Origin of the sequence: Synechococcus sp. H70.2 (genome assembly GCF_047462275.1) — a bacterium.
In the GTDB taxonomy this organism is placed as follows: domain Bacteria; phylum Cyanobacteriota; class Cyanobacteriia; order Thermostichales; family Thermostichaceae; genus Thermostichus.
Window position 1 is genome coordinate 14289 of sequence record NZ_JANSIU010000010.1, and the last position, 22177, is coordinate 36465.

The 22177-nt window shown below is 59.8% G+C and carries 26 protein-coding genes; 9 read left to right on the plus strand and 17 right to left on the minus strand.

Annotated features, from left to right (window positions below):
• Nucleotides 1–15: 15 nt before the first annotated feature.
• From fusA to rpsL, 3 genes are all read right to left on the minus strand, one after another.
• Nucleotides 16–2145 (minus strand): elongation factor G, encoded by a 2130-nt coding sequence (gene fusA / locus NW822_RS09740; protein ID WP_414404298.1) that lies wholly within the window; start codon nt 2143–2145, stop codon nt 16–18.
• 135 nt (nt 2146–2280) lie between these two features.
• Nucleotides 2281–2751 (minus strand): 30S ribosomal protein S7, encoded by a 471-nt coding sequence (rpsG, locus tag NW822_RS09745; protein ID WP_414404299.1) that lies wholly within the window; start codon nt 2749–2751, stop codon nt 2281–2283.
• A gap of 44 nt (nt 2752–2795) precedes the next feature.
• Nucleotides 2796–3203 (minus strand): 30S ribosomal protein S12, encoded by a 408-nt coding sequence (rpsL, locus tag NW822_RS09750; protein ID WP_414362410.1) that lies wholly within the window; start codon nt 3201–3203, stop codon nt 2796–2798.
• 133 nt (nt 3204–3336) lie between these two features.
• Here rpsL and NW822_RS09755 point away from each other — a divergent pair, with 133 nt between their 5' ends.
• The gene (locus NW822_RS09755) at nt 3337–4038 is read left to right on the plus strand and encodes a ComF family protein (protein ID WP_414404300.1); all 702 of its coding nucleotides are present in this window, start codon (nt 3337–3339) and stop codon (nt 4036–4038) included.
• Here the strand turns inward: NW822_RS09755 and NW822_RS09760 are convergent, their stop codons facing one another.
• Together NW822_RS09760 and NW822_RS09765 are read right to left on the minus strand one after the other, a co-directional pair.
• The gene (locus NW822_RS09760) at nt 4039–4974 is read right to left on the minus strand and encodes a prohibitin family protein (protein WP_414404301.1); all 936 of its coding nucleotides are present in this window, start codon (nt 4972–4974) and stop codon (nt 4039–4041) included.
• An 86-nt stretch (nt 4975–5060) separates the two neighbouring features.
• Nucleotides 5061–5864: a prohibitin family protein gene (locus tag NW822_RS09765; RefSeq protein WP_414362407.1), complete on the minus strand. Its 804-nt coding sequence runs from the start codon at nt 5862–5864 to the stop codon at nt 5061–5063.
• 219 nt (nt 5865–6083) lie between these two features.
• Between NW822_RS09765 and NW822_RS09770 the strand changes: the two genes are divergently transcribed.
• The 5 genes from NW822_RS09770 (at nt 6084) to NW822_RS09790 (ending at nt 9890) form a co-directional block, all read left to right on the plus strand.
• The gene (locus NW822_RS09770) at nt 6084–6365 is read left to right on the plus strand and encodes a hypothetical protein (protein WP_414404302.1); all 282 of its coding nucleotides are present in this window, start codon (nt 6084–6086) and stop codon (nt 6363–6365) included.
• Between the two features lie 506 nt (nt 6366–6871).
• The gene (locus NW822_RS09775; RefSeq protein WP_414404303.1) at nt 6872–7372 is read left to right on the plus strand and encodes a GNAT family N-acetyltransferase; all 501 of its coding nucleotides are present in this window, start codon (nt 6872–6874) and stop codon (nt 7370–7372) included.
• A gap of 57 nt (nt 7373–7429) precedes the next feature.
• Nucleotides 7430–7720: a 4a-hydroxytetrahydrobiopterin dehydratase gene (locus NW822_RS09780; RefSeq protein ID WP_414404304.1), complete on the plus strand. Its 291-nt coding sequence runs from the start codon at nt 7430–7432 to the stop codon at nt 7718–7720.
• A gap of 117 nt (nt 7721–7837) precedes the next feature.
• Nucleotides 7838–8794 carry an NmrA family NAD(P)-binding protein gene (locus NW822_RS09785; protein WP_414404305.1) on the plus strand — a complete coding sequence of 319 codons (957 nt, stop codon included), beginning with the start codon at nt 7838–7840 and terminating at the stop codon, nt 8792–8794.
• A 109-nt stretch (nt 8795–8903) separates the two neighbouring features.
• On the plus strand, nt 8904–9890 hold the full coding sequence (locus tag NW822_RS09790; protein ID WP_414404306.1) for an ABC transporter ATP-binding protein: 987 nt from the start codon (nt 8904–8906) through the stop codon (nt 9888–9890).
• A gap of 232 nt (nt 9891–10122) precedes the next feature.
• Here the strand turns inward: NW822_RS09790 and NW822_RS09795 are convergent, their stop codons facing one another.
• The 3 genes from NW822_RS09795 to NW822_RS09805 form a co-directional block, all read right to left on the minus strand.
• Nucleotides 10123–11265: a glycosyltransferase family 4 protein gene (locus tag NW822_RS09795; RefSeq protein ID WP_414404336.1), complete on the minus strand. Its 1143-nt coding sequence runs from the start codon at nt 11263–11265 to the stop codon at nt 10123–10125.
• 95 nt (nt 11266–11360) lie between these two features.
• Nucleotides 11361–11504 carry a hypothetical protein gene (locus tag NW822_RS09800; RefSeq protein WP_414362400.1) on the minus strand — a complete coding sequence of 48 codons (144 nt, stop codon included), beginning with the start codon at nt 11502–11504 and terminating at the stop codon, nt 11361–11363.
• Nucleotides 11505–11626: 122 nt separating this feature from the next.
• Nucleotides 11627–12355 carry a M50 family metallopeptidase gene (locus tag NW822_RS09805; protein ID WP_414404307.1) on the minus strand — a complete coding sequence of 243 codons (729 nt, stop codon included), beginning with the start codon at nt 12353–12355 and terminating at the stop codon, nt 11627–11629.
• Nucleotides 12356–12505: 150 nt separating this feature from the next.
• Here NW822_RS09805 and NW822_RS09810 point away from each other — a divergent pair, with 150 nt between their 5' ends.
• Nucleotides 12506–13138, plus strand: coding sequence for a class I SAM-dependent methyltransferase (locus NW822_RS09810; RefSeq protein WP_414404308.1), 633 nt, complete (start codon nt 12506–12508; stop codon nt 13136–13138).
• A gap of 19 nt (nt 13139–13157) precedes the next feature.
• Here the strand turns inward: NW822_RS09810 and NW822_RS09815 are convergent, their stop codons facing one another.
• Genes NW822_RS09815 through NW822_RS09830 form a run of 4 tightly spaced genes read right to left on the minus strand, consistent with a single transcriptional unit; the run spans nt 13158 to nt 16197 of the window.
• Nucleotides 13158–13985, minus strand: coding sequence for a thiazole synthase (locus NW822_RS09815; protein ID WP_414404309.1), 828 nt, complete (start codon nt 13983–13985; stop codon nt 13158–13160).
• A 33-nt stretch (nt 13986–14018) separates the two neighbouring features.
• Nucleotides 14019–14216, minus strand: a complete 198-nt coding sequence (gene thiS, locus NW822_RS09820; protein ID WP_414362396.1) for a sulfur carrier protein ThiS — start codon at nt 14214–14216, stop codon at nt 14019–14021.
• Nucleotides 14204–15394 carry an FAD-dependent oxidoreductase gene (locus NW822_RS09825; RefSeq protein ID WP_414362395.1) on the minus strand — a complete coding sequence of 397 codons (1191 nt, stop codon included), beginning with the start codon at nt 15392–15394 and terminating at the stop codon, nt 14204–14206. The genes thiS and NW822_RS09825 overlap by 13 nt, the downstream gene beginning before the upstream one ends.
• Before the next feature lie 50 nt (nt 15395–15444).
• Entirely contained in the window at nt 15445–16197 is a 753-nt protein-coding gene (locus NW822_RS09830) for a GvpL/GvpF family gas vesicle protein (protein ID WP_414404310.1), read from the minus strand.
• A gap of 133 nt (nt 16198–16330) precedes the next feature.
• Here NW822_RS09830 and NW822_RS09835 point away from each other — a divergent pair, with 133 nt between their 5' ends.
• The gene (locus NW822_RS09835; protein WP_414404311.1) at nt 16331–16945 is read left to right on the plus strand and encodes a DUF3318 domain-containing protein; all 615 of its coding nucleotides are present in this window, start codon (nt 16331–16333) and stop codon (nt 16943–16945) included.
• On the opposite strand, the gene surE is transcribed toward NW822_RS09835, so the two are convergent.
• Nucleotides 16928–17659: a 5'/3'-nucleotidase SurE gene (gene surE, locus NW822_RS09840; RefSeq protein WP_414404312.1), complete on the minus strand. Its 732-nt coding sequence runs from the start codon at nt 17657–17659 to the stop codon at nt 16928–16930. The two genes, NW822_RS09835 and surE, sit on opposite strands and share 18 nt — an antisense overlap.
• 180 nt (nt 17660–17839) lie before the next feature.
• Between surE and gap the strand changes: the two genes are divergently transcribed.
• Nucleotides 17840–18853 (plus strand): type I glyceraldehyde-3-phosphate dehydrogenase, encoded by a 1014-nt coding sequence (gene gap / locus NW822_RS09845; protein WP_414404313.1) that lies wholly within the window; start codon nt 17840–17842, stop codon nt 18851–18853.
• Between the two features lie 3 nt (nt 18854–18856).
• Here the strand turns inward: gap and folK are convergent, their stop codons facing one another.
• From folK to ychF, 4 genes are all read right to left on the minus strand, one after another.
• A complete protein-coding gene (gene folK, locus NW822_RS09850; RefSeq protein WP_414366273.1) occupies nt 18857–19363 on the minus strand; it encodes a 2-amino-4-hydroxy-6-hydroxymethyldihydropteridine diphosphokinase in 507 nt (168 codons plus the stop codon).
• A complete protein-coding gene (gene folB / locus NW822_RS09855) occupies nt 19360–19731 on the minus strand; it encodes a dihydroneopterin aldolase (protein WP_414366274.1) in 372 nt (123 codons plus the stop codon). Before folB ends, folK begins: the two co-directional genes overlap by 4 nt.
• Nucleotides 19718–20587: a dihydropteroate synthase gene (folP, locus tag NW822_RS09860; RefSeq protein ID WP_414404314.1), complete on the minus strand. Its 870-nt coding sequence runs from the start codon at nt 20585–20587 to the stop codon at nt 19718–19720. Before folP ends, folB begins: the two co-directional genes overlap by 14 nt.
• Nucleotides 20588–21078: 491 nt before the next feature.
• Nucleotides 21079–22170 (minus strand): redox-regulated ATPase YchF, encoded by a 1092-nt coding sequence (gene ychF / locus NW822_RS09865; protein ID WP_414404315.1) that lies wholly within the window; start codon nt 22168–22170, stop codon nt 21079–21081.
• Nucleotides 22171–22177: the final 7 nt, after the last annotated feature.

The following is a 22177-nucleotide window of genomic DNA, read 5'->3' on the forward strand; positions in this document are numbered from 1 at the left end:
CACTTCCTTTTGGTTTCAGCTAGCTACGTTTCCTTTACTTTTGGCAATGATGGCTTCCGCGATACTGCGAGGAACCTCCTCGTAGTGGCTGAACTCCATCGTAAAGATGCCCCGCCCTTGCGTCTTGGAGCGGATGTCAGTGGCATACCCAAACATCTCCGCCAAGGGAACCTTGGCAGTGACCTTAGAAATGCCACCCTCCGTTGTCATCCCCTCCATTTGACCGCGGCGGGCGTTGATATCCCCGATAACATCCCCGACAAAGGCTTCGGGCACTTCCACCTCCACCTTCATCACAGGTTCTAAGAGTACGGGGTTGGCCCTGCGAGCGGCTTCCTTGAGAGCCAGGGAGCCAGCAATCTTAAAGGCCATCTCGCTGGAGTCCACCTCATGGAAGGAGCCGTCCACCAGGGTGACCCGGATATCAATCAGCGGATAGCCAGCCAATACTCCAGACTCGCAGGCTTCGCGGATCCCTTGCTCTGCAGGTGGAATGTATTCTTTAGGAATGACCCCACCCACAATTTTGGAGACAAACTCAAAGCCTGTACCTGGCTCTGCCGGCTCCAGGTCAATGACCACGTGCCCGTACTGACCGCGGCCACCGGTTTGGCGGATAAACTTCCCTTCCACGCGGCTAACTGCCTTGCGGATGGTTTCGCGGTAGGCCACCTGCGGGTTGCCAACATTGGCCTCCACGTTGAACTCCCGCAGCATCCGATCCACCAAAATCTCCAGGTGGAGCTCACCCATGCCGGAGATGATAGTTTGGTTGGTCTCTGGATCCACGGAGACGCGAAAGGTGGGATCCTCCTTGGCCAAGGCCTGCAGCGCCCTCGAGAGCTTGTCAACATCTGCCTTGGTTTTGGGCTCAATCGCCACTGAGATCACTGGCTCTGGGATGTAGAGGGATTCTAGGATTACCGGAGCATTTTCGTCGCAGAGGGTATCGCCGGTGGTGGTATCTTTCAGCCCCAACACCGCTCCCAGATCCCCTGCCCGCAGCTCGTCTACATCTAGGCGCTCATCTGCCTTGAGCACCACCAGTCGCGAGATGCGCTCCTTCTTGTTTTTGGTGGAGTTAAGCACATAAGTGCCCTTGGTCAGGACCCCAGAGTAGACGCGGATAAAGGTAAGATCCCCATACTTGTCGCTCATCAACTTAAAAGCAAGGGCGGAGAAAGGCTCCTCGTCGCTGGCCTTGCGTGACACTTCCGTGCCATCCGGGAGGATGCCTTTGATAGCCGGAATGTCAACAGGGGAGGGGAGGTAGTCCACCACCGCATCCAGGAGCAACTGGATGCCTTTGTTCTTGAAGGCAGAGCCACACAGGACAGGTACAATTTGACCGCTGATGGTTCCCTTGCGCAGACCCAGCATCAGGTCTGCCTCGCTGAGATCCTCCTCAGCAAAATACTTTTCCATTAGGCTTTCATCGACTTCAGCCACTGCCTCCACCAGCTTGGCCCGGTACTCCGCGGCTAGATCCTTGATTTCTTCTGGGATCGGCTCGGAGCGGATGTCCTTGCCAATCTCATCCATGTAGATACGGGCCCGCATGCGCACCAGATCAACGATGCCGCGAAAGTCTTCCTCCGCTCCAATAGGCAGCTGAATAGGAATGGCATTGGCTTTAAGGCGCTCCCGGATCTGGTTGCAAACCCTGAGGAAATTGGCCCCCATGCGATCCATTTTGTTGACAAAGGCAATGCGGGGCACATTGTAGCGATTGGCCTGGCGCCAGACTGTCTCCGACTGCGGCTGCACGCCTGCTACGGAGTCAAAGACCGCAATCACGCCGTCCAACACCCGCATGGAGCGCTCCACCTCAATGGTGAAGTCCACGTGACCAGGTGTATCGATGATGTTGATGGTGTACTCAGGTGCACCGGCGAGAGGCTGGGAGGGGTTGTCCGGATCCCGCTTGGTCCAGCGGGTAGTGATGGCTGCAGCGGTGATGGTGATACCCCGTTCCCGCTCCTGTTCCATCCAATCGGTTACCGTGGTTCCCTCGTGAACCTCCCCCATCTTATGCACTAGGCCCGAATAAAAAAGAATCCGCTCCGTCGTCGTCGTCTTGCCGGCATCGATGTGAGCTGCGATGCCGATGTTGCGGACTCGTTCCAGGGGAACTGTGCGTGCCACGTTAACCTCCCACTCCTCGTCGCCCTGCGACTTAGGCAGAAAAACCTTTACAATTCTAACCTCTTTCGCCAAGTTTTCTCCAGATCCCGACCCTCTCCTGGGCCCTAGAGAGGGATACCCGCTGGCTAGACAAGCTCAGTAGCGGTAGTGAGCAAACGCCTTGTTAGCCTCAGCCATGCGATGGACTTCTTCTCGCCGACGGATGGCACCACCGGTTTCGTTGGCTGCATCGATAATCTCGTTGGCCAGCTTAGCCGACATCGTACGGCCGGAACGAGCGCGGGCAAAGGTAACCAGCCAACGCAGCGCTAGCGAGGTACCCCGCTCTGGCCTTACTTCCACTGGAACTTGGTAGGTGGCCCCACCCACCCGCCGCGCTTTGACCTCCACTAGGGGGGTAGCGTTGCGCACCGCATTTTCCAGGACGGCCAGCGGCTCTTGACCGGTGCGCTCCCGCACAATTTCCAAAGCCTCATAGAGGATTCTAGCGGCCAGGGAGGCCTTGCCCCTCAGCATCAACTTGCGGATGAGCATGGTAACCAAACGGCTCCTGTATTTGGGATCAGGGGGCACTTCACGACGAGGGGCACGGTTGCGGCGAGACATAGGACCAAGAAAGTGCAGGGTAGGAAACTGACCTTGAGGGAAAGCTATTTCTTCTTGCCTGCAGCAGCAGGAGCTTGGCCTGGTTTGGGTCGCTTTGTTCCGTATTTGGAGCGGCCTTGCTTGCGGTCTTTGACCCCTGCGGCATCCAGGGCACCGCGGATGATGTGGTAGCGCACGCCAGGTAAGTCTTTTACCCGTCCGCCGCGCACCAAAACTACTGAGTGCTCTTGTAAATTATGGCCAATGCCTGGAATGTAAGCTGTGACTTCAAAGCCAGAGGTCAGGCGAACCCGTGCCACCTTCCGCAGGGCGGAGTTGGGCTTTTTGGGCGTTGTCGTGTACACTCGCGTGCAAACTCCCCGCCGCTGCGGACACCCTTTTAGAGCAGGCGACTTGCTCTTGCGAGCGGCCACTTCGCGCTCTTTGCGAATTAGTTGCTGAATGGTGGGCATGGGTTGGCTAAGAAGGCTAGCTCTGATGATTTGGCAGTACCTAATCCTAGCAAGCAGGGATCCCGCCGTCAACTTTGTGAGCTGTCTAGCCCTCCCCTTGCGGCTAGACTGAGCCTAGCAGTGGAACCTGGCCATGAAGTGGCTGGATTGGTGGATTGCGCTTCCCTGTCCGCTCTGCCAACGCCCGGCTAGGGCTGTGTTTTGTCGAGATTGCCAGAGGCGGCTGCAGGCGGAGCGGCTCGACTCTTGGCCGGTCACCACTTCGCCTTGGCCGCTTTATGCCTGGGGGATCCACCGGGGAGCGCTGCGCAGGGCCCTCTATTGCCTGAAATATGAAGGACAGCGGCGCATAGGTGCGGTTTTGGGGGAATGGCTGGGATCCCGCTGGCTCGAAAGCCGGCAACCCTCTTCAGGCTCTCGTAAAGCCTACGGTTCGGACTATACGGTAGTCCCCATCCCGCTGCATGCGGAGCGCCTGCGGCAACGGGGCTACAATCAGGCGGCCCTGATTAGCCAAGCCTTTTGTGAGCGGACGGGTCTAAGACATTTACCTGAAGCTCTGGTGCGGGTGCGGGCCACGGCAGCCCAATACGAGCTCAACCCGCTGCAACGCCAGCAAAATTTGGCAGGCGCCTTTGCCCTCCAGCACGCTCCCGCCACCCCAGTTCTGTTGGTGGATGACATTTACACCACTGGCTCTACTGTCCAAGCGGCGCAGCAGGTCTTGGTTGCTGCTGGGATCCCTGTGGCCGGGGTGATTGTTGTGGCCAAGGCGCAGCCGGCTGCCCACCGCCCCACTCTGCCCTGGGAGCTCCGACGGCGTGGCCAGGTTTAACTATTGGGCCTGGTGCACGGCTGCCTGCCGGGGATCCACGTTGAGGAACACCGTGGCCTCCCCCTCGACGCGAATAATACGCAGAGGTGGCAACGCGTCCGTTGGGTTTTGGATGCGCTCCTGCAGCTTTTCGTAAAACAGCAGATCCGCCAGTTGTGCGTTTTCCGCTGCCGCTTGGCCTTTGAGCTCGATGGCCCGCTGGTTGGCTGCTGCCAAGATCAAAAGCCGCTCAGTTTCTTTTTGTTGAATTTGCGCCCGCACCGCTGCTGTTTGCGCCGTAATCGAGGCCACTTGTTTGCGTTCAATGGAATCTCGCAGAGCTTGGGGAAAATCGGGATAGCCCAAGAAAAGGCCCTCTACTTCTATCAGGGGCAAAGATTGCCCATTGCGGTTAACGCTGGGCATCTCTTGGCGGATCAAATCCAAGGCCTGCTGCTCGATAGCAGCCCGCTGGCTTTTGCGGTAGAAATCTTCGGAATCGAAGGAGGCAGAAACATCCCGGATTTTGGAGCGCACCACCGGCACCACCACTGTGGAAAGATACTTCTCGCCGATGGTGGCATGCAGCTCGTCTAGGGTAGCAACGTTGGGCTTGAGGGCAATGGCCACATCAACGGCAAAGGCCTGCCCGTCCGCCGTGTTTACTGCAATGGCATTGCTGATGGCATTGGCCGAGTGGGGGTCGTTGGTAAACTCCCAAACGCGGGTGAGCACGGTGTAGGTGATTGGCGTCTCGATCCCGGGGATCCGGAACATCACCCCCGGCAATTCTACCCGCCCCTTTTGCAGCCCAGAAAAGGTGTTGAACACTACGGTGGCATGGCCGGGCAAAGTAACATACAGGCAGGCGCGGAGCATTCCCAAAGCTGCTAAGAGAGTGATCCCGCCCAAAGTTAGCCAGCAGACCTGACTCTGCGCTCCTCCTGTTGAATACATAGTGGCTGATCCCGTTTTGAGGTTTGAGAAAAGAGCTGGGGCAGATGGAGCCACGCCCAAAAACTGTCCTTTTTCTGTTGGGTTTTCTATTTGGTGATCAACGTTTCCAGCCGGGATCCCAAGACGGAGGCTTTCACTACCTCTAGGTACTTGGGGTTCTGGGTGAGGGCCTGGGCCTTGGCTCGCAATTGGCCAGCCTCGGCCTCGGCTTGAGCAATGATGCTGCGGGCATCTTGGCGCGCCTGCTCGATCTCAAATTGCTTTTGCGCCAGTTGGTTTTCGGCGATGGTCTTGGCTTCAATAGCAGCTACAAAATCGGGATCAAAATCCACATCCCGCAGCAGAAAGTCCAAAACCTCGATGCCGTATCCCTTCAGCAAAAGAGCCACCCGTTCGCGAATTTGGCCCTGGAGCACTGGGCGCTCGGTAGAATAAAGGGCTTGGGCAGAAAAGCCGCTAGTCTCGTTCAAGACTACCGACCGAACAATAGGAGCAACGCGATCCAAGTAGTTCTCCCCCAGTTGGGTGTAGACTTTGGGAGCGTCGACAATCCGAAACTGGAGCGTTGCCTCCACTTGAATTTGCTGGCCATCCTGCGAGAGGGCTACTAGCCGCGGTGCATAGGCACTGGGGTCATCATCTTTCCAGGTGAGGGCCTGGGCCTTCACATCAAAGGTCACTGTGCGCGAGACAAAGGGCGGTACCCAGTGGAGGCCTGGCTGCAGGGGTGTTGGGCTCACCCCTCCCCCCCAGGTAAATAGCACCATGTTCTCGCCGTTGCCCACCAAGCGCAGCGGCCTACCTGCTGCCAGCAGGACCACCACAGCTCCACCCAGGATGGCCTTGGGCAACCACTGACCGACTTGCCTTTCCCAGCCTTCCGCTTGCATCGTTCCTTCTGCTGCTCTGCAGCCATTTTGCAGCTCTCTCCCAAGAGGAGGGAGGGTTTTCTTTATCTCTTAAGCTTTCTCAGCTTTGGCTTGCATAGTCTTTGGAGGCAAGTCCTGCCCAAGTTCACAAAAGATTACTTCACAATCTGCAAAGACCTAGGATAAGCCGGCAAAAAAGGGAAGAAGATTAAAACATAATAAAGATTTGGGTTGCCGTTCATGCTGCCTACTATTGACTACGAGCGGCGAGATATCCAGGTGTCACCCTCCTGCATTGCCGTTGCCGCTCGGGCCTTGATCCGGCAGGGGGTATCTGTCTGCTGGCGGGAAGACAGTCTGTCCGCCCTGATTCGTCTGGGCTCCAAAGGAGCCAGCGATCGAGCTGCCATTTTGCTGGTGGAAATGAGCTTGATGGGCCAGCCAGAGGAGCTGAAAAACTGGCTGGAGATGTGCTGGCAACTGCCCGCCTATCGCCGCGAGGTGCTGCGGGTGCGCGGGTAAGGGATCCCTGGAGAGGCGCGCCAGTCTCCTTCTGATGGTCGCTGGGGTTTTCCAAGGCGTACCAGGAGGGGGAAAGGAGGTGATAGGGCCCCCAAATTAGCTCCTACAGCAGCCCCCTGGCCTTGAGAAGCCGCGCCAAGCTAGCCAAGGCGGGAGCTTCTCTTCCCCGTCTTTTCCTCCAGATGGCTGACCTCAAACGGCTAACTAAACCCAGATCCCTGGGACTTCCGACTCGTCTACCCAGCCCGGAGGGATCCGAACCTGAAAGTCCCCTGGGATCCCTAACCGTGGAGCAAGCGCTGCAAAATAGTCTTGAGGTTATTTCTGGCCCAGCGAGCCTATGAACTTTTTGCAGCAGTATGTCTTTCCCGCTCTGCTTCTCCTGGTGTTTCTATTTACTCTGGTGGTGGTGAGTATCCGCTCGTTTCTCCCCCAAGATATGGCTCAGCCTGCACCGAGGGAGGAAGCAACTTCTATAGCTCTTTCTGCTTGCTGGATGCCTGGCTATGTCGAAAGCTGAGATCCCTTTGCCTGCTGGCTACCGTTGGCGCATCGGCTCTGTGTGGGATCGGCCTTGGGTGCGGCGGGGATTGCAGGCCACCCTACAGGAATCTTTCCCTGAGCAAAAGCACTGGGATCACCTTGAGGAGACGTTGGACCGCTTCTTCGATCCCCCACGTACCCCCTGCTGGTGGATCTTGAAAGAAGAAACAGGAGAACCTGTGGGTGGGGTTTGGGCTGGCATCTCCACCGATCAAGCTACCTATCAACGGGTGGCCTATGTTTTTTTGCTCTGGGTGGACCCCACTCACCGCCGGCGCGGACTGGGGAGAGCTTTGATGCAACAAGTGGAACAGTGGGGATTGCAGCAGCAGTTGGCAGCCATCACCCTACAGGTTTATCGCCACAACCAGGCCGCCCTCAACTTCTACAAACGGACTCACTTCTCCGTACAAGGCTACTGGCTGTACAAACCGCTCGGCACTGCCGCCAAGCCAGAGGGTTAAGCTCCGCTCTCAGTTACTCTGATGAAAGCGGTGGCAATGGATGGAGCGAATACGCCTATGTCCAGACCTGTCAAGCTTAGTGAAGCCGAGATCCAGGCCAGGCTGGAAAACCTACCGGGCTGGTCCTTGCGGGATGGAAAGCTGCACCGCCAGTTTCAGTTCCGCTCTTTCGTCGAAGCCTTTGGCTGGATGAGCAGTGTGGCCTTGGTGGCTGAGAGCATGGGCCACCATCCCGAATGGAGCAATGTGTACAACCGGGTGCGGGTGGATCTCACAACCCACGATGCCGGGGGCATTACGGAGCTGGACTTTATCCTGGCCCAACGCATGAACGAGTTGGCCGGCTAAACCCTTTCTTGGCAGCAGCCTGGGCTAGGGATGTCCCTGGCGCAGAGGTGGGCTGAGTTGTGTTGGAAGCTGCCTCCCTCTGATAGACTAAGCCTAAGGTTAAGAAATGATAATTTTATGAACGTGCTGGTTGTGGGGGCAACGGGAACCCTGGGCCGTCAGGTGGTGCGGCGGGCCATCGAAGAGGGACATCGGGTTACCTGTCTGGTGCGAAATCCGGCTAAGGCTGCTTTCCTAAGCGAATGGGGGGCCCACCTCAAAGTGGGGAACCTGCTGCAGCCAAGCACGCTCCGAGAGGCCATGGAAGGAGCTGAGGCGGTGATTGACTGTGCCACCGTGCGAGTAACCGACACCCTCAGCACCCGCCAGGTGGATTGGGATGGCAAGGTGGCCTTGATTAACGCTGCTCGGGCCGCCCAGGTGGGGCACTTTATCTTTTTCTCTATCATGGGTGCTCAGCACGAATACCCCAATGTGCCCCTGATGAATTTTAAGCACCACATTGAGAAGTATTTGATGGGATCCCCACTGCCCTACACCATTTTCCGGGCGGCGGGCTTTATGCAGGGATTGATTGGCCAGTACGCCATCCCCATTCTGGAAGAACAGATTGTTTGGGTAACCAGTGAAAGCACCCCCATAGCCTACCTCGACACCCTAGATGCAGCTCGATTTGCCGTGCGAGCCCTCAGCGTTGAAGCAGCCAAGCAGCAGGTCTTTCCCTTGGTGGGACCCAAGGCCTGGACTTCCCAAGAGGTCATCGCTCTCTGTGAGCAGCTTTCCGGCAAAAAGGCCAAGGTTCGAACCATACCACTGGGGGTCTTGCGGGGAGCGCGCAGGGTGGCCCAGTTTTTTCAGTGGAGCTGGAACATTGCCGACCGGCTGGCGTTTGTGGAGGTAATTGCCGCCAAAGAGCCAATGCACGCCGACATGAGGCCTGTGTGCGAAGCCTTGGGTATTGAGTTGGCTTCCCTGACCTCCCTTGAGGACTACCTGGCTGACTATTTCCAGAGAATGCTGAAGCGGATCCGCGAGCTGAAGGTTAAGCAGCCCAAGGTCAAGACACCTTTCTAGATGGCTGCCAACCAGGGGCTGAGGCAAAAGAAGGGGGAGAGCGTAAACTGGAGAGCAGACCAGCATCCTGCCTAGTTCTCCTTGGTTTTTTCAACCCCAGCCTCCCCCTATGAGTGAGACGTTGGCCCCCTCTCTAGAAGCGACTGCCGTGCAGCCTGAGCCGGCCATTGCCGTCACTGGTCTGAGCAAAACCTATCGCACCGGCTTTTGGCTAAACAAGGTGGTCAGCCCCCTCAAGGATTTTTCGCTAACAGTGGCCCGTGGCGAAACCTTTGGGCTACTGGGGCCTAATGGAGCTGGCAAAACCACCACGATCAAGTGTCTGCTGGGCATTGTGGAGCCTACCAGCGGCAGGGGTATGCTCCTGGGCAAACCCCTGGGGGATCGCTCCATCAAGCAGCAGGTGGGCTATCTTCCGGAAAACCCTTACTTTTACGACTACCTAACTGCCTGGGAGTTTCTCCATTTTGCGGGCAAGGTCTTTCGCTTGTCCGATAGCCTCCTCAAGGAGCGGATCCCGCAACTGCTGGAGCTGGTGGGGCTTTCCCTAGATACGGCCCGCAAAAAGCCAATGCGCACCTACTCCAAGGGCATGCTGCAGCGCACTGGCCTAGCCCAGGCCCTCATCAACGACCCAGAGCTGGTGTTTCTGGATGAGCCGATGTCGGGGCTGGATCCCATAGGCCGCTACCAGATGCGCGAGATCATCTTGTCTCTCCGGCAACAGGGCAAGACTGTGTTTTTCAACAGCCACATCCTGGGCGATGTGGAGGTAATCTGCAACCGCATTGGCATTATTGTCGGCGGCAAGTTGGTGCAGCAGGGAACATTGGACGAATTGCTGGGCCAGAGCAAAAGCTACCGAGTGCAAGGGCAAGGTGGCGCTATTGACCAGTTCCGCGACTGCCTCGAGCATTTCTCGATCCAGGGATCCCATTGGTCGGGGGAATGGAAGGGATCCCTGCCGGAGCTGCTCACTCTTTTAAGCCAGGCGGGGGCAGTGGTGACCGACTTGCACTGGCAACGGCAGTCGCTAGAAGAGTTCTTTGTCGAGCAGGTGCGGGCCATTGAAGGGGAGCGCCCCCTCTCCGCCTAGCTCTACGGCGCAGAGGCGACCTGGAGTTGCACCGCTGATCTGGCTGATGTCCTTGCAGGATCCCTGGAGTGGATGCAGACCATAGGGGGCGGGTGGGCCACCCGCAGTTTATTCTCTCCACAGGCCGCCTGCAGCTCCTTTTGCCAAGAGATCTCGCTGCCCCGATACAATGCAGCAGGGCTCTGCTATGGTCGGGGATCCGCTGCGACTGTCCTTAGCCGAAGATTAGTTCTCACGCGCTGCCTGCGCTCTTGCCGGATCCCGACTCAGCAATGACGGTGCGGTAGTACTCCTCCAACTGTTGTGTGGCTGCCGACCAACTCCAGCGCTCGGCCTCTTGGCGGGCCTGTTGCCGGAAGAGCTGCCGCTGCCCGGCACTCTCCAACAGTTGCCGGGTGGCCTGGACAAAGTCGCTGTCGGAATCGGGATCGAAGAGAAAGCCGTTGCGGCCGCTGTCCACCACATCGGTAATGCCGCCACAGCGGGGGGCGATTACCGGACAACCGGCAGCCATGGCCTCCAACAAGACCAATCCCAACGTCTCGGTGCGGGAGGGGAACACAAACAGATCTGCAGAAGCAAAAGCTGCTGCCAGCGCTTGCCCCTGCAAGTAGCCGGTAAACACGACGTCGTAGCCGGCAAAGTGTTGTTCCAGGGATCGCCGCTCTGGCCCGTCGCCCACAATGGCCAGCCGCGCCTGGGGGATCTGCTCCAGCAACACCCGGATCCGCCCCACCTCTTTTTCTGCCGAGAGCCGACCCACGTACAGCAACAGTGGCCGCTCCGGCTGCCCTGCAGTAAGACGGGCCCGCATCTCTAAACTGGCGGCTTGGGGATGGAATAGCTCCGTATCCACGCCTCGCTGCCAAAGGTGAACCCGCTCGATGCCGTGGGCAGTCAGCTCCTGCATCATGGCAGTCGAGGTGCAGAGGTTAAGCCGCGCCAAATTGTGCCCTAGCTTGAGGAGGTTCCACAAAACCCCCTCCAGGAAGCCCAGCCCGTAGTGCTTTAGGTACTTCGGCAAATGGGTGTGGTAGGACGCCACCAGTGGGATCCCCATGGTCTGGCTGTAGTAGAGGCCTCCCAACCCCAAAACCGCTGGGTTGACCACGTGGATGACATCCGGTCGAAAACGGCTAAGCAGTCTGCCAATGGCCGGGCCGGGAGCAGCTAGCTTCAACTCCGGGTACAAGGGCAAGGGCAGGCCTGGGATCCCGTAGACCCGTGCCCGGGCAAACCGCCTAGGCGCCCCCTGCGGGGCAACAATGAGCACCGAGTTGCCACGGGCCGTCAGGTGGCGCACCGTATGGCAAAGCCGCGTCACAATGCCATCCACCTTCGGCAGAAACGTCTCCGTAAACAGGGCAATGCGCATTGGGGATCCCAAGCCCACTCCACTGCTCCCACTACTGGCTCTTAGGATGAGTGTTGCACAAAATAGCAACGTTACAACGGCCTGGGTACCCCCTCCTAGGGGGAAAGGCTGGCAGCAGGGCCAGCTGGCTTGACCTGGCCTAGGGTTGGATCTTGGCTCTGACCGAGGGTATCGGCCGCCGTTTTGCTAATAAGCAGCAGCGTGCCTGCTAGGGCCAGGCCAATCACATCTTTCCACATTGTCCACTCCCACACTCCTCACGCCCCTTACTGTAGCGGCAGTCTTTTCGCTTGGGCAGTGATGGACAACGGATTTTTAGGTGACAGCAATCACTTCCAAAATTGCGGCTTTACTCCCTCGGCTAGTCGCGGAAGGCCAGTTGCAAGCTGCCCATCAGCAAAACCAAAGAAAACACTGCCATCACCCCTCCCCAGAACCAGTAGGGCAAAAATAAGTTGTGGGCTATCTGACTGGAATCGGAGAGGATCAGCCGCCCGTTAATGACAGTAGCCTCCACAAAAAGGTAGTCAATCTGGCGATAGGTACTCACACAGGCTTGTACCCCCAAAAATTGCAGGGCAAAACCCCGCAACCCAGGGGAGGCCCAGCGAGCTACTGCCAGGATCCCCAAGCCCATGGCTGGGAGAAACAAGAAGCCAAAGGGAGAACGCACCCAAAGCAGCGTCGAAAGCAGCAACAGGGATCCCAAAAACAACAACCCCAGCCGAGCTGTGCTCGGACGGCGAGAGGTGAGGATGAACATAGCCCCAGCTATGGGCGGCCCCATTGGCCCAGCAGCAGCCACCAAGGCCCGCCCCACCCGCCCCAAGAACAGCTCGCCACTGTGAATAGCCAGCCCCGAGCCATCGGGATAGATCTCGAGACGATGAAACTCTCCCCCCAACAGCACTGCCATGAGGCCATGGCCCATCTCATGAAACCAGGTGGCCAACAAAGTAAAGGGATAGAGGAGATAATTGCCCCAGGGAAACTGCCAGAGCAAAACTGTCAGCCCCGCCGCAGCCACTAGCCAAGTCAGGCTGTGCTGGCCAGGCCCTTTGGAAGGAGGCAGCTCAAACTGAGTCATCATTTAAGGGAGTGGAGCTGGGCTTGAAGACGGTTAGCGGCAAAAGAAAGTTCCCCACTAGAGAGAGGTTGGGGGTGAGGGCCGACAACAGGAGGAAGACGGGGAAGCCGTCTTACAAGTAGGCTGGAGAAGCTCCTACGAGGATCCCTGCCTATGGCCACCTTCCTGCGCACCTGGAGCTACCGCTTTCCTTGGCTTTACCGCAGCATCAGCCGCGCAGCGGCCCTGGCAGTGGGGGGATATGAGCGACTGCGCCGGTTGCCCCTGCAAGGGATCTCCATCCAACCCCAGGATTGGGTCCTGGATCTCTGCTGTGGCCCTGCCGAGGTGACTCCAATCCTGGCCCAGCTAAGCCAAAACGTTGTCGGCCTGGATGCTTCTCCCAAGGCCCTGGCGGCAGCTCACCAACGCCTCCCCAGCGTCAAATTTGTCCAAGCCTTTGCCCAGGATCTGCCTTTTCCTGCCGATAGCTTTGACTGGGTACATACCAGCCTGGCCCTGCACGAGCTGCCTTTTCCCGACCTGGAACAGGTGCTGCGGGAAGTGGGGCGGGTGCTCAAGCCGGGGGGAGGGCTCTTGATCCTGGATTTGCACGCGCCCTGCCAGCCTCTCCTTTGGCCAGCCCTGGCCCTCTTTCTGGCCCTGTTTGAAACCGAGACTGCCTGGCACTTCCTCCAGCTGGACCTGCCCCAGTATCTGCAGCAACAGGGCTGGCAACCTGTCCGGCAGACCCTGCACGCTGGAGGAGCCCTGCAGGTCGTCCAGGCGCAAAAGCCTGGTGCTTGATCCCCTGTTCTAGGGGAAGCTAACCCTGGTGCCAGAAGGGGGTGCCCAGAACAGGGGTGCTGGGTTGGGGTGTTTCCTGGGGGGCCATTGCCCCCGCCAGGTAGGCTTGGCGGCCGGCGCGCACTGCTGCCGCAAAAGCCTCGGCCATCGCCACCGGATCCCGAGCCAGGGCCACTGCCGTATTGAGCAGCACCCCGTCAAAGCCCCACTCCATTACCTGGCAAGCGTGAGAAGGTAGGCCTAGGCCGGCATCCACAATTAGGGGCGCCTCGATCCGCTCCCGCAGCAGGCGCAAGTTGTAGGGGTTGAGGGGGCCTTTGCCAGTGCCGATGGGAGCCGCCCAGGGCATGACTACCTCACAGCCGGCATCCAAGAGCCGCTGACACAGCACCAGGTCGTCGGTGCTATACGGCAAAACCTTAAACCCCCGCCGCACCAGCTCGGCGGCAGCAGTGGGCAGTTGCACCGGATCCGGCTGGAGGGTGTAGTCATCCCCTATCAGCTCCAGCTTAATCCAGTCGGTGCCAAACACCTCTCGGGCCATCTCCGCTGTGGTAATTACCTCCTGCACGCTGTGGCAGCCGGCGGTGTTGGGCAAAAGCGGGATCCCTAGCTTCTGCAGCAGGGCCCAAAACCCCTGCGAGGCCTGCGGCCCCAGGGCTCCCTGACGCCGTAGGGAAACGGTCAACAGACAGGGCTGCGCCCGCGCCACCGCCTGTTCCAAAACAGCTGGCGAAGGGTAGCGAGCTGTCCCCAGCATCAAGCGGCTGGGCAGCGCTTGTCCGTAGAGCACCAAAGGATCCCCATCGGCCTGAGTGGAAGGGGAAAGCTGGAGAAGGGTGGACATTGGGGGAGGAGAGGGAGAAAGACAACTGGGGCACTAGCCGCCGGCACTTGGCACGACAATCTCCACCTGGTCGCCCTCTTGCAGACGGGTTTGCCCGTAGCGGGCGCGCGGCACAAATTCTAGATTAACCGCCACTGCGAAGGGGCCGTTGACCTCTACCTGGGCAATGGCCTCGGCCAGAGTTGTGCCCTCCGGCAGATCGTAGGGTTTCTGGTTGATTAGGACGCGCATGGGGCCAGAGACTTACCGGAAAACGGAGCAGCCTGTACCTGAAAAGGGATCCCCAACTCCTGGGCAAGGCGACAACTGCCGTGGTGAAGGTACTCCAAAACGGCATCGAGAAGGGCCGGAGCAATGAGAAAACCGTGGCGGTAGAGACCGTTGATCTGCAGTAGGCGCGGGGATGGCTCCACCACCGCCGGCAGATTGTCCGCCAAGGTGGGACGGCATTGGCTGCCTAATTCTAGGATACGCGCTTCGGCAAAGGCAGGGTGGACGGAGTAGGCAGCGCTGAGTAGCTCTAGAGCCGAGCGGACGCTCACAGGCGAGCGATCCTCGGATTCAATTTCGGTGGCTCCCACCACGAACAGATGCCCTGGCTTGGGGGCAATGTAGATGGGGTAGCGAGGGTGTAACAGCCGCGTTGGACGCCGCAGCGAAACTTCCGGAGCATACAGACGCACCACTTCCCCCCGCACCCCCCGTAGCAGCTGCTGGCCACCCCATTCTTTCTGGGCCCCCAGGCCGCGGCAGTCCAAAACCCAGCCGCCGGTTTGCTGTTGCCAGGCTCGCGCCCGCTCCAAAGTCCAGGGGGATCCCCACTCCACCTCCACCCCGTGCTGCCGCAGTTTGGCCAGCAGAGCCAACAGCAGTTGGCGGTTGTCCAGCTGACCCTCCTGGGGAAGATAGAGACCCTGGCTAAATCGGCCAGCCAGAGAGGGCTCCAGTTCAGCTAGCGCCTGGGCATCCAGCGGCTGGGGGCGGGGGAGGTGGGGAAGGCGTTCCCCTACGGCGGCCAGCAAGTTGGCGAAGCGCTTGGCTTCCCCGGCATCTTGGCGGTGCCAGAGGATCAAAGTGCCCTCCTGCTGAAAGAAAACTGGTTCTGGCAGGCTGGCCAGAAGAGCAGGCCAGCGGGAGAGGGCGTAGTACCCCTGGACCACTACACTTGCTTCGGCTACAACCGACTCGGCCAGCGGAGCCAGCATGGCTGCGGCAAAATGGGCGGCGCTGCTTTCGGGGGTAGTGGCCGGGGCCGCTTCCACCAGGTGCACCCGATGGCCGGCGTCGAGCAGGCTGGCAGCTAACAGGCGTCCCATGAGGCCGGCCCCGAGGATGAGGACGGGATCCGGCTGGGCCGCCTGCGGTGGGGACGAGGGCTTGCTCTGAGGAGAACCGCTGGGAAGAGTCATGGGTGGCGTGGCAGAGGAGGGAAAGCTGGTCAGATGCCTACGACCTAGGCCTATCCAGAAGGATCCCGCAGGGCCTCCACAAAGTGATAGGGGGGGAGGGGAGGGCTCCAGTCCAATTGCCAGTGGGGGTGCTCCGCCAGCCAGGTTTGGGTAAGCTGGGCTGCAACTTCCCGTTCGGCAGGGGTGAGCAAAAAGTATAGCCGCAGCCCTTCCCCTGGCTGGAGATCCCCCTTCTGCACAGGCCAGTTAGGGGGCCAGAGCTGCTGCAGCAGGGCTAGCTCCTGCTGCCGTTGCTCCTGGGCCTGGCGCTGGTGCAGGTAGGCCTGCCTGCGGGCCAGCAGATAGGCTGTTCCACTGGGGGCGGGCTGGGGATCCCGAGGAAGCTGGGTTTGAACCCTGCCTTTGAGACAATACTCGGCTCTTCCCCCGAGAACAGCCAGCGCCTGTTCGTACTCCGCCTGCTGGGTCAACAGGTGGGCCTCTAGCTTTTCCGCCGAGAGAAAACATGTGCCAAAGCGGAGAGGCAAAAGAGGCGTCTGGGTAAATAGCCAGCAGAGTACCTGGTCATGGCGCAGGGCCGAACGCAGCAGCACCTCCTCTGAGGCCTGGAGGGCCGCCGGGTCGGGTAGCGGCTCAACAGCGGCGGCGATGCGGACCCCCGGCGGGGAAAACACCTGCAGGGGCTGCTGAAGCCCGGGGATTTGCTGGATGAATTGGCAAAGGGAGGCCCCCGGCCTTGGCAAGAAAGCATAGGTGTAAAGAGGGCTGCTAGGGATCCCCTCCGGCTGAGCTGACCACGGCATGGTTCCATCCCGGCTAGGCTTTTCTTCAGTCTATGCAACTCTTCCCCCGCCCCTCCTGCCGCTAGGCTAGAGAGGGGTCTAAAAACAGCTTGCTAGCCATGGGCAAAAACCGGCACAAGTAGGTGGGTGAAGTATGACGGGTCGCCTAGACTTCCACTCTTTGGAAACCTTTCAGAAGGAAGAAATTGAACGGCTGCGGGATCTGCTCCCCGCTTCCTTCCGGGCTTTGATTAAAGTTGTTCCTCACTCGGGCGGCGAGGGGCTGCTGGTTTCTCGCCGCAAGGCTCCTTGGCAGCCCCAGGGCATCATCGCCATCGACTTTCGCCGCTGGCAAGGGATCCCGCAGCCCCACCGAGATCTCTTGTTTTTGCGGGAGGTGGGCTGGCTTAGCCATCGCAACTGGCTGCAGCCAGGGTTTTACCAATCGCTGGCCCTGATTGGGGGCATTACCACAGTGGTGGAGATCTCTCTGCAGCACCCCTTTTCTGCCCTTCTGGCTGGGGGCATTACCGCCCTCTCCGTTCGGCAAATCTGGCAAAACCTCAATCGGGAGAGCGCCCCCTTCGAGGCCGATGAATTTGCCCTGCGCCGCGCCCAGTTCCGCGGCTATAGTCGTCAGGAGGCAGCCCGCCACTTGGCAGATGCTCTGGAACAGACCCTGAAGCTGGATCCCACCGACATCCTGACAGCACTGCGGCTGCAACGCCTCAGAACCATTGCCCGTAACCTTTCACCAGGGAGCTCCTGAGGTCAAGTGCACCTGCGTGATAGCAACCCGACCGGAAAAGCAGATGTCGGTGTCCGTCTGGGGATCGCGGGCTCGCTCGCGATAGCGGCCCTGGTAGCGGAACCACAGCACCTCTGCCCCCTCCCCTTCTGCCTCTACGCTGTAGTCGAGCGGCAGCGGCTGTGTGCAGAGAGGGCAATAGACCCGCTCTGGCAAAGGGGACCCCGGCGGCAGGTGGGGCAAGTTCACGTTCCAAAAGGCGCCCCTCGGCAAGGGTTGCTCCATTAGCTCTGCGAGGATCTCCCGCGTCCACCGCTGCACCTGCTCCCAATCAATCGGTTGGCTCCCCGCCCGATACTGGGAGATGGCAATTCCCCGGATCCCGCGCAGCGCCGCTTCCCGCACCGCCGCCACCGTGCCGGACAAGTACACATCCGATCCCAGATTCCCTCCCTCGTTGATGCCAGAAAGCACCCAATCCACAGAAGGGGCGAGCTTAAACAGGGCCACCCGCACGCAGTCGGCAGGGGATCCCTCGACAGCAAAGGTGCGCTCGCCGCGGGCCCAGGCACGAAAGGGCCGCCCCGTCGTTACCTGGTGGCTGCAGCCAGAAATTGGCTGGTGGGGAGCCACAATCCAGCAGTGTTCCTCGGCAACCAGATCCCTGAGGGCCAGCTTGAGATGGGCCAGCCCTGCTGCCTCGATGCCATCATCGTTGGTCAGCAATACCTTCATCTGAATTCCTCTACCGGCAACTTCCTGGGTTAGCCTGAATCGCAAATCTCCGTTGCAGATGGGATCCAAATGCAAAGGCAAGGCGGATCCCGTTCTTCTTCTAACCTATCCCTAGGGGGTTGGCGTCTCCTGCGCCGCAGCCCTCGACCCATGCTTGTGAACTGATACCGGAGGATTGCGATGACCACACGGGTAGCCATCAACGGATTTGGCCGCATTGGCCGGTCGTTTTTGCGGGCGCTGCTTTCCCAACCCGAGCGGGGGCTGGAGGTGGTGGCGGTTAACGATTTAACCGAGCCGGAAAACTTGGCCTACCTGCTGCAATTTGATTCTGCCTACGGTCGCCTGCCCCAGACGGTAAGCGTTGTGGATGGCCACCTGCAAGTTGGCAGCCACAAGATTCGGGTTCTGGCAGAACGGGATCCGGCCCAGCTTCCCTGGAAAGATCTGGGCGTCGAACTGGTGATAGAATCCACTGGCCTGTTTACCAAGCGGGAAGGGGCAGTCAAACACCTAGAAGCCGGCGCCAAGAAGGTGATTATCTCCGCCCCTGCCAAAGGCGCCGACCTAACGGTGGTGATGGGGGTCAACGACGACCAGTACGACCCCGCGCGGCACCATATTGTCTCCAACGCCTCCTGTACCACCAACTGTCTGGCACCGCTGGCCAAGGTCTTGTTGGACCGCTTCGGCATCGAGACGGGCTTTCTCACCACCTGCCACGCCTACACCGCCACCCAGGCCATTGTGGATCGCCCAGATCCGAAGGACTATCGGCGGGGCCGCTCGGCAGCGGTGTCGATTGTGCCCTCCACAACCGGAGCAGCCACGGCAGTTGCTGAGGTTTTGCCTGCCCTAAGGGGGAAAATGGATGGTCTGGCGCTGCGAGTGCCTGTGCTAACCGGCTCGATTGTGGACTTTGTCGTGCGCACTGAGCGGCCCATTACTAAAGAGGCGGTTAACCAAGCCTTTGTTGAAGCTGCTGAAGGGCCGCTGCGCGGCATCCTCGCCATTGCCCCGCCGCACATTGTTTCGGCCGATATCATCGGCGATCCCCACTCTTCGATTGTGGATCTAGAGTCGACAATGACGCTGGGGGATCGCACCGTGAAGGTGCTCTCCTGGTACGACAACGAGTACGGCTACGCCTCGCGGCTGGTGGATCTGGCGGTGAAAATGGCGGCTGCGCTGTAGAGCTCAATCCCAGCCTAAGTCGGTGCGCTCCAGCCAGGAGCTATCCAGGGCAGCCAGCGCCTCAGCTGCAGCTACGCCGGTTTCAGGGTGGCGCCAATGGGGAGCGATCTCGCACAGCGGGGCCAGGACAAAAGGGCGCTCCATCATGCGAGGGTGGGGCAGGGTTAGCTCAGGGCTCTTCAGGATCCGGTTGCCCATGGCCAGCAGATCCAGATCCAGCGTTCTGGCCTCCCAGCGGATGCGCCGCACCCGCCCCGCCTCCTGCTCGATGGCCAGCAGCGCCCTCAGCAACTCTAGGGGCGATTGGTAAGGGGGAAAGGGATCCAGCGCCACCACGGCGTTGAGGTAATCCGGCTGCCCCGGCGGCCCCCCTTGGGCAGGGCTGCGGTAGAGGCTGGAGCGGGCCACCACCTGGCCCAGCCGCGGCAACTTCTCTCCAGCCGTGCGCAACTGCTGCAGCGGATCCCCCAGGTTGCTGCCCAAAGCAATGTAGGCCAGGTCAGGCTTCATGGAAGAGCAGGGCGACGGCGGACGATCTCCACGTAGACATCCTCGAACAGGCCCGGCAGGGGAGCTTGCGGCTTGTGCACCCGCACCGTTAGGGCTTCCAACTGGGGATAGTTCTGCCACAGCCGCTCAGCAATCCGCTCTGCCAACGTCTCGATCAGCCGGTAGCGTCGCTGGGTTACCTCCTCCCGCACCGCCTCGTACACCTGGGCGTAGTCCACTGTGTGGGCTAGGTCATCCGCTTGGGGAACCCAACCAAGCTGCATCTCCACATCCACCACAAAGCGCCCTCCCAACACAGCCTCCTCAGGACGATAGCCGTGGTGGGCATGGAAGCTAAGACCCCGCAGCACCAGCCTAGTGGGGTTCATCGTGGAGACCTGCCCAAGCTGCCAGAGCCGAGACATGGGCCGGGACGTTGTGCACCCGCACCAGGGTAGCGCCCCGGCTGGCGGCAAAGAGGTGCACGGCTACGCTGGCGCTATCCCGCTCCCTGGGCACAGCAATCCCGGCAAGCTGGCCAACAAAACTTTTGCGCGAGGCTCCCACCAGCACCGGGTAGCCATAGGCCACCAGCCGTGGCAGCGCTTTGAGGAGGGCAATGTTCTGCTCGGCGGTTTTGGCAAAACCCAGGCCGGGATCCAAAATCACACTGGGAACACCGGCTGCCAGCGCCCGTTCTGCTTGATCCTTGAGAAAGCCAAAAACTTCCCCTTCGAGGTCGTCGTAGTGGGTGAGCTGCTGCATGGTGCGCGGTTCTCCCCGCATGTGCATGATGATTGCCGGCACCCCCTTCTCGGCACACAGCTGCATCATCTGCGGATCCCGCAGCCCAGTGACGTCATTAATCATGTGCGCTCCGGCTGCTAGAGCCGCCGCCGCCACCTCCGTTCGGCGCGTATCAACGCTGATGAGAATGCCGGATCCATCTAGAGCCCGGATCACGGGCAAAACCCGGTCGCACTCCACCTCCACCGACACCGGCTCCGCCCCCGGCCGGGTGGACTCGCCGCCGATATCCACAATCAAGGCTCCCGCTGCTGCCATGGCCTTGGCTGCCTGCACGGCTGCCTCTACGGATCCCCACTGGCCACCGTCGCTGAAGCTGTCGGGGGTTACATTGAGTACCCCCATCACCGCCACTCCCCGCCAGGAAAGGCGGTACCCCTCCGGTGTTTGTTCGGCCCCAGGCAGGGGACGGCGGGAGATCAAGCTGGTAAAGCCCATAACTACTGCAAACAGATCTGCTGTCAAAGCAGCCGAGAGGGATCTCTCCGCTCTCGATGGCTTTACTCTTCCTTCTGGGGCTAGGGCAAGCCTATCTGAATCCTACTTTGCAAAAAGCTATATCCAAGAGGGATCCCCTGCTCGCCCAAGTCAGGGAGGAGTTTAGGCCTGCAGAGGAACCCCTCTTGCTCAAGCTAAAACATGATGTCGTCTTCCGAACGACCCCAGAGGCACCAGATGATAGAAGCAAAAATTGCTAGGTAAACCCAGGCCATCGGCCCGTATTGCAGCAGATCCATCAATATGTCCCTTAAAGAACTTGTTTACCTAGTCCAATTATTGTGATGTTTCGTTACAGCGTCAACGGTTTTCTCAGGAAAACTCTTCCTCAAAGCAGGCCCCTCTGCGGCGGGGATCCCTTCCCAGAAAGAACTAGGTCTTTTTGCTTAGGGGCAGGGGGCACGCGGCTTGGCGGAATAGGCCAGGGAACCCTAGACATGGAAGCGAAAGTGCATCACATCCCCTTCCTGAACCACGTAGTCCTTGCCCTCGCTGCGCACCAGCCCCTTCTCTCGGGCAGCACTTAGGGATCCTGCTGCCACTAGATCCTCATACGCTATCGTTTCTGCCCGGATAAAACCCCGCTCAAAATCCGAGTGGATCACCCCCGCTGCCTGGGGAGCAGTGGCACCGGCAGGGATCGTCCAGGCGCGAGTTTCTTTGGGGCCGGAAGTAAAGTAGGTGCGCAGACCCAGCAGCTCGTAGGTGGCGCGGATCAAGGATTTCAGCCCCCCTTCTTTCACCCCCAGCGAGTCTAGATAAGCCTGTCGCTCTGCAGGCGGCAGCTCCACCAATTCCGCCTCCACCTGGGCTGAGACCACCACCACACGCGCCCCTTCCGCCTGCGCCACTTGCCGCACCTGCTCTACCCACGCGTTGCCAGTGGCCAGCTCCGTTTCCGCTACGTTGGCGGCGTAGATTACCTTCTTGCGCGTGAGTAGCCCCAGCCCCTTGATGGCGGCCTCCTCCTCCGGACTAAGGGGCACCAGGCGAGCTGGCTTGCCCTCGTCCAGAGCAGCCTGTAGCTTTTCCAGGGCCTGCAGCTCCACTTGAGCCGTTTTGTCGGACTTGGCCTGCTTGCGCACCCGCTCCAAACGCCGCTCGATCTGCGCCAGATCCGCCAGGGCCAGCTCTAGGTTAATCACGCCTATGTCTCGCAGGGGATCCACGGAGCCGGCCACGTGGACAATGTTCTCGTCCTGAAAGCAGCGCACCACATGCACGATGGCGTCCACCTGGCGGATGTGGGAGAGAAATTGGTTGCCCAGCCCCTCGCCTTTGCTGGCGCCAGCTACGAGCCCAGCAATGTCAACAAACTCAATCTGGGCGGGGACGATTGCCGCCGAGCCGCTGATCTTGGCCAGCACCTCTAGGCGCTCATCCGGCACCGCCACCCGCCCTATGTTGGGCTCGATGGTGCAAAAAGGAAAGTTGGCCGCCTCGGCCTTGGCATTTTCGCAGAGGGCGTTAAAGAGAGTCGATTTGCCCACATTGGGCAGGCCAACAATGCCAGCTCTGAGCATGAGAGGC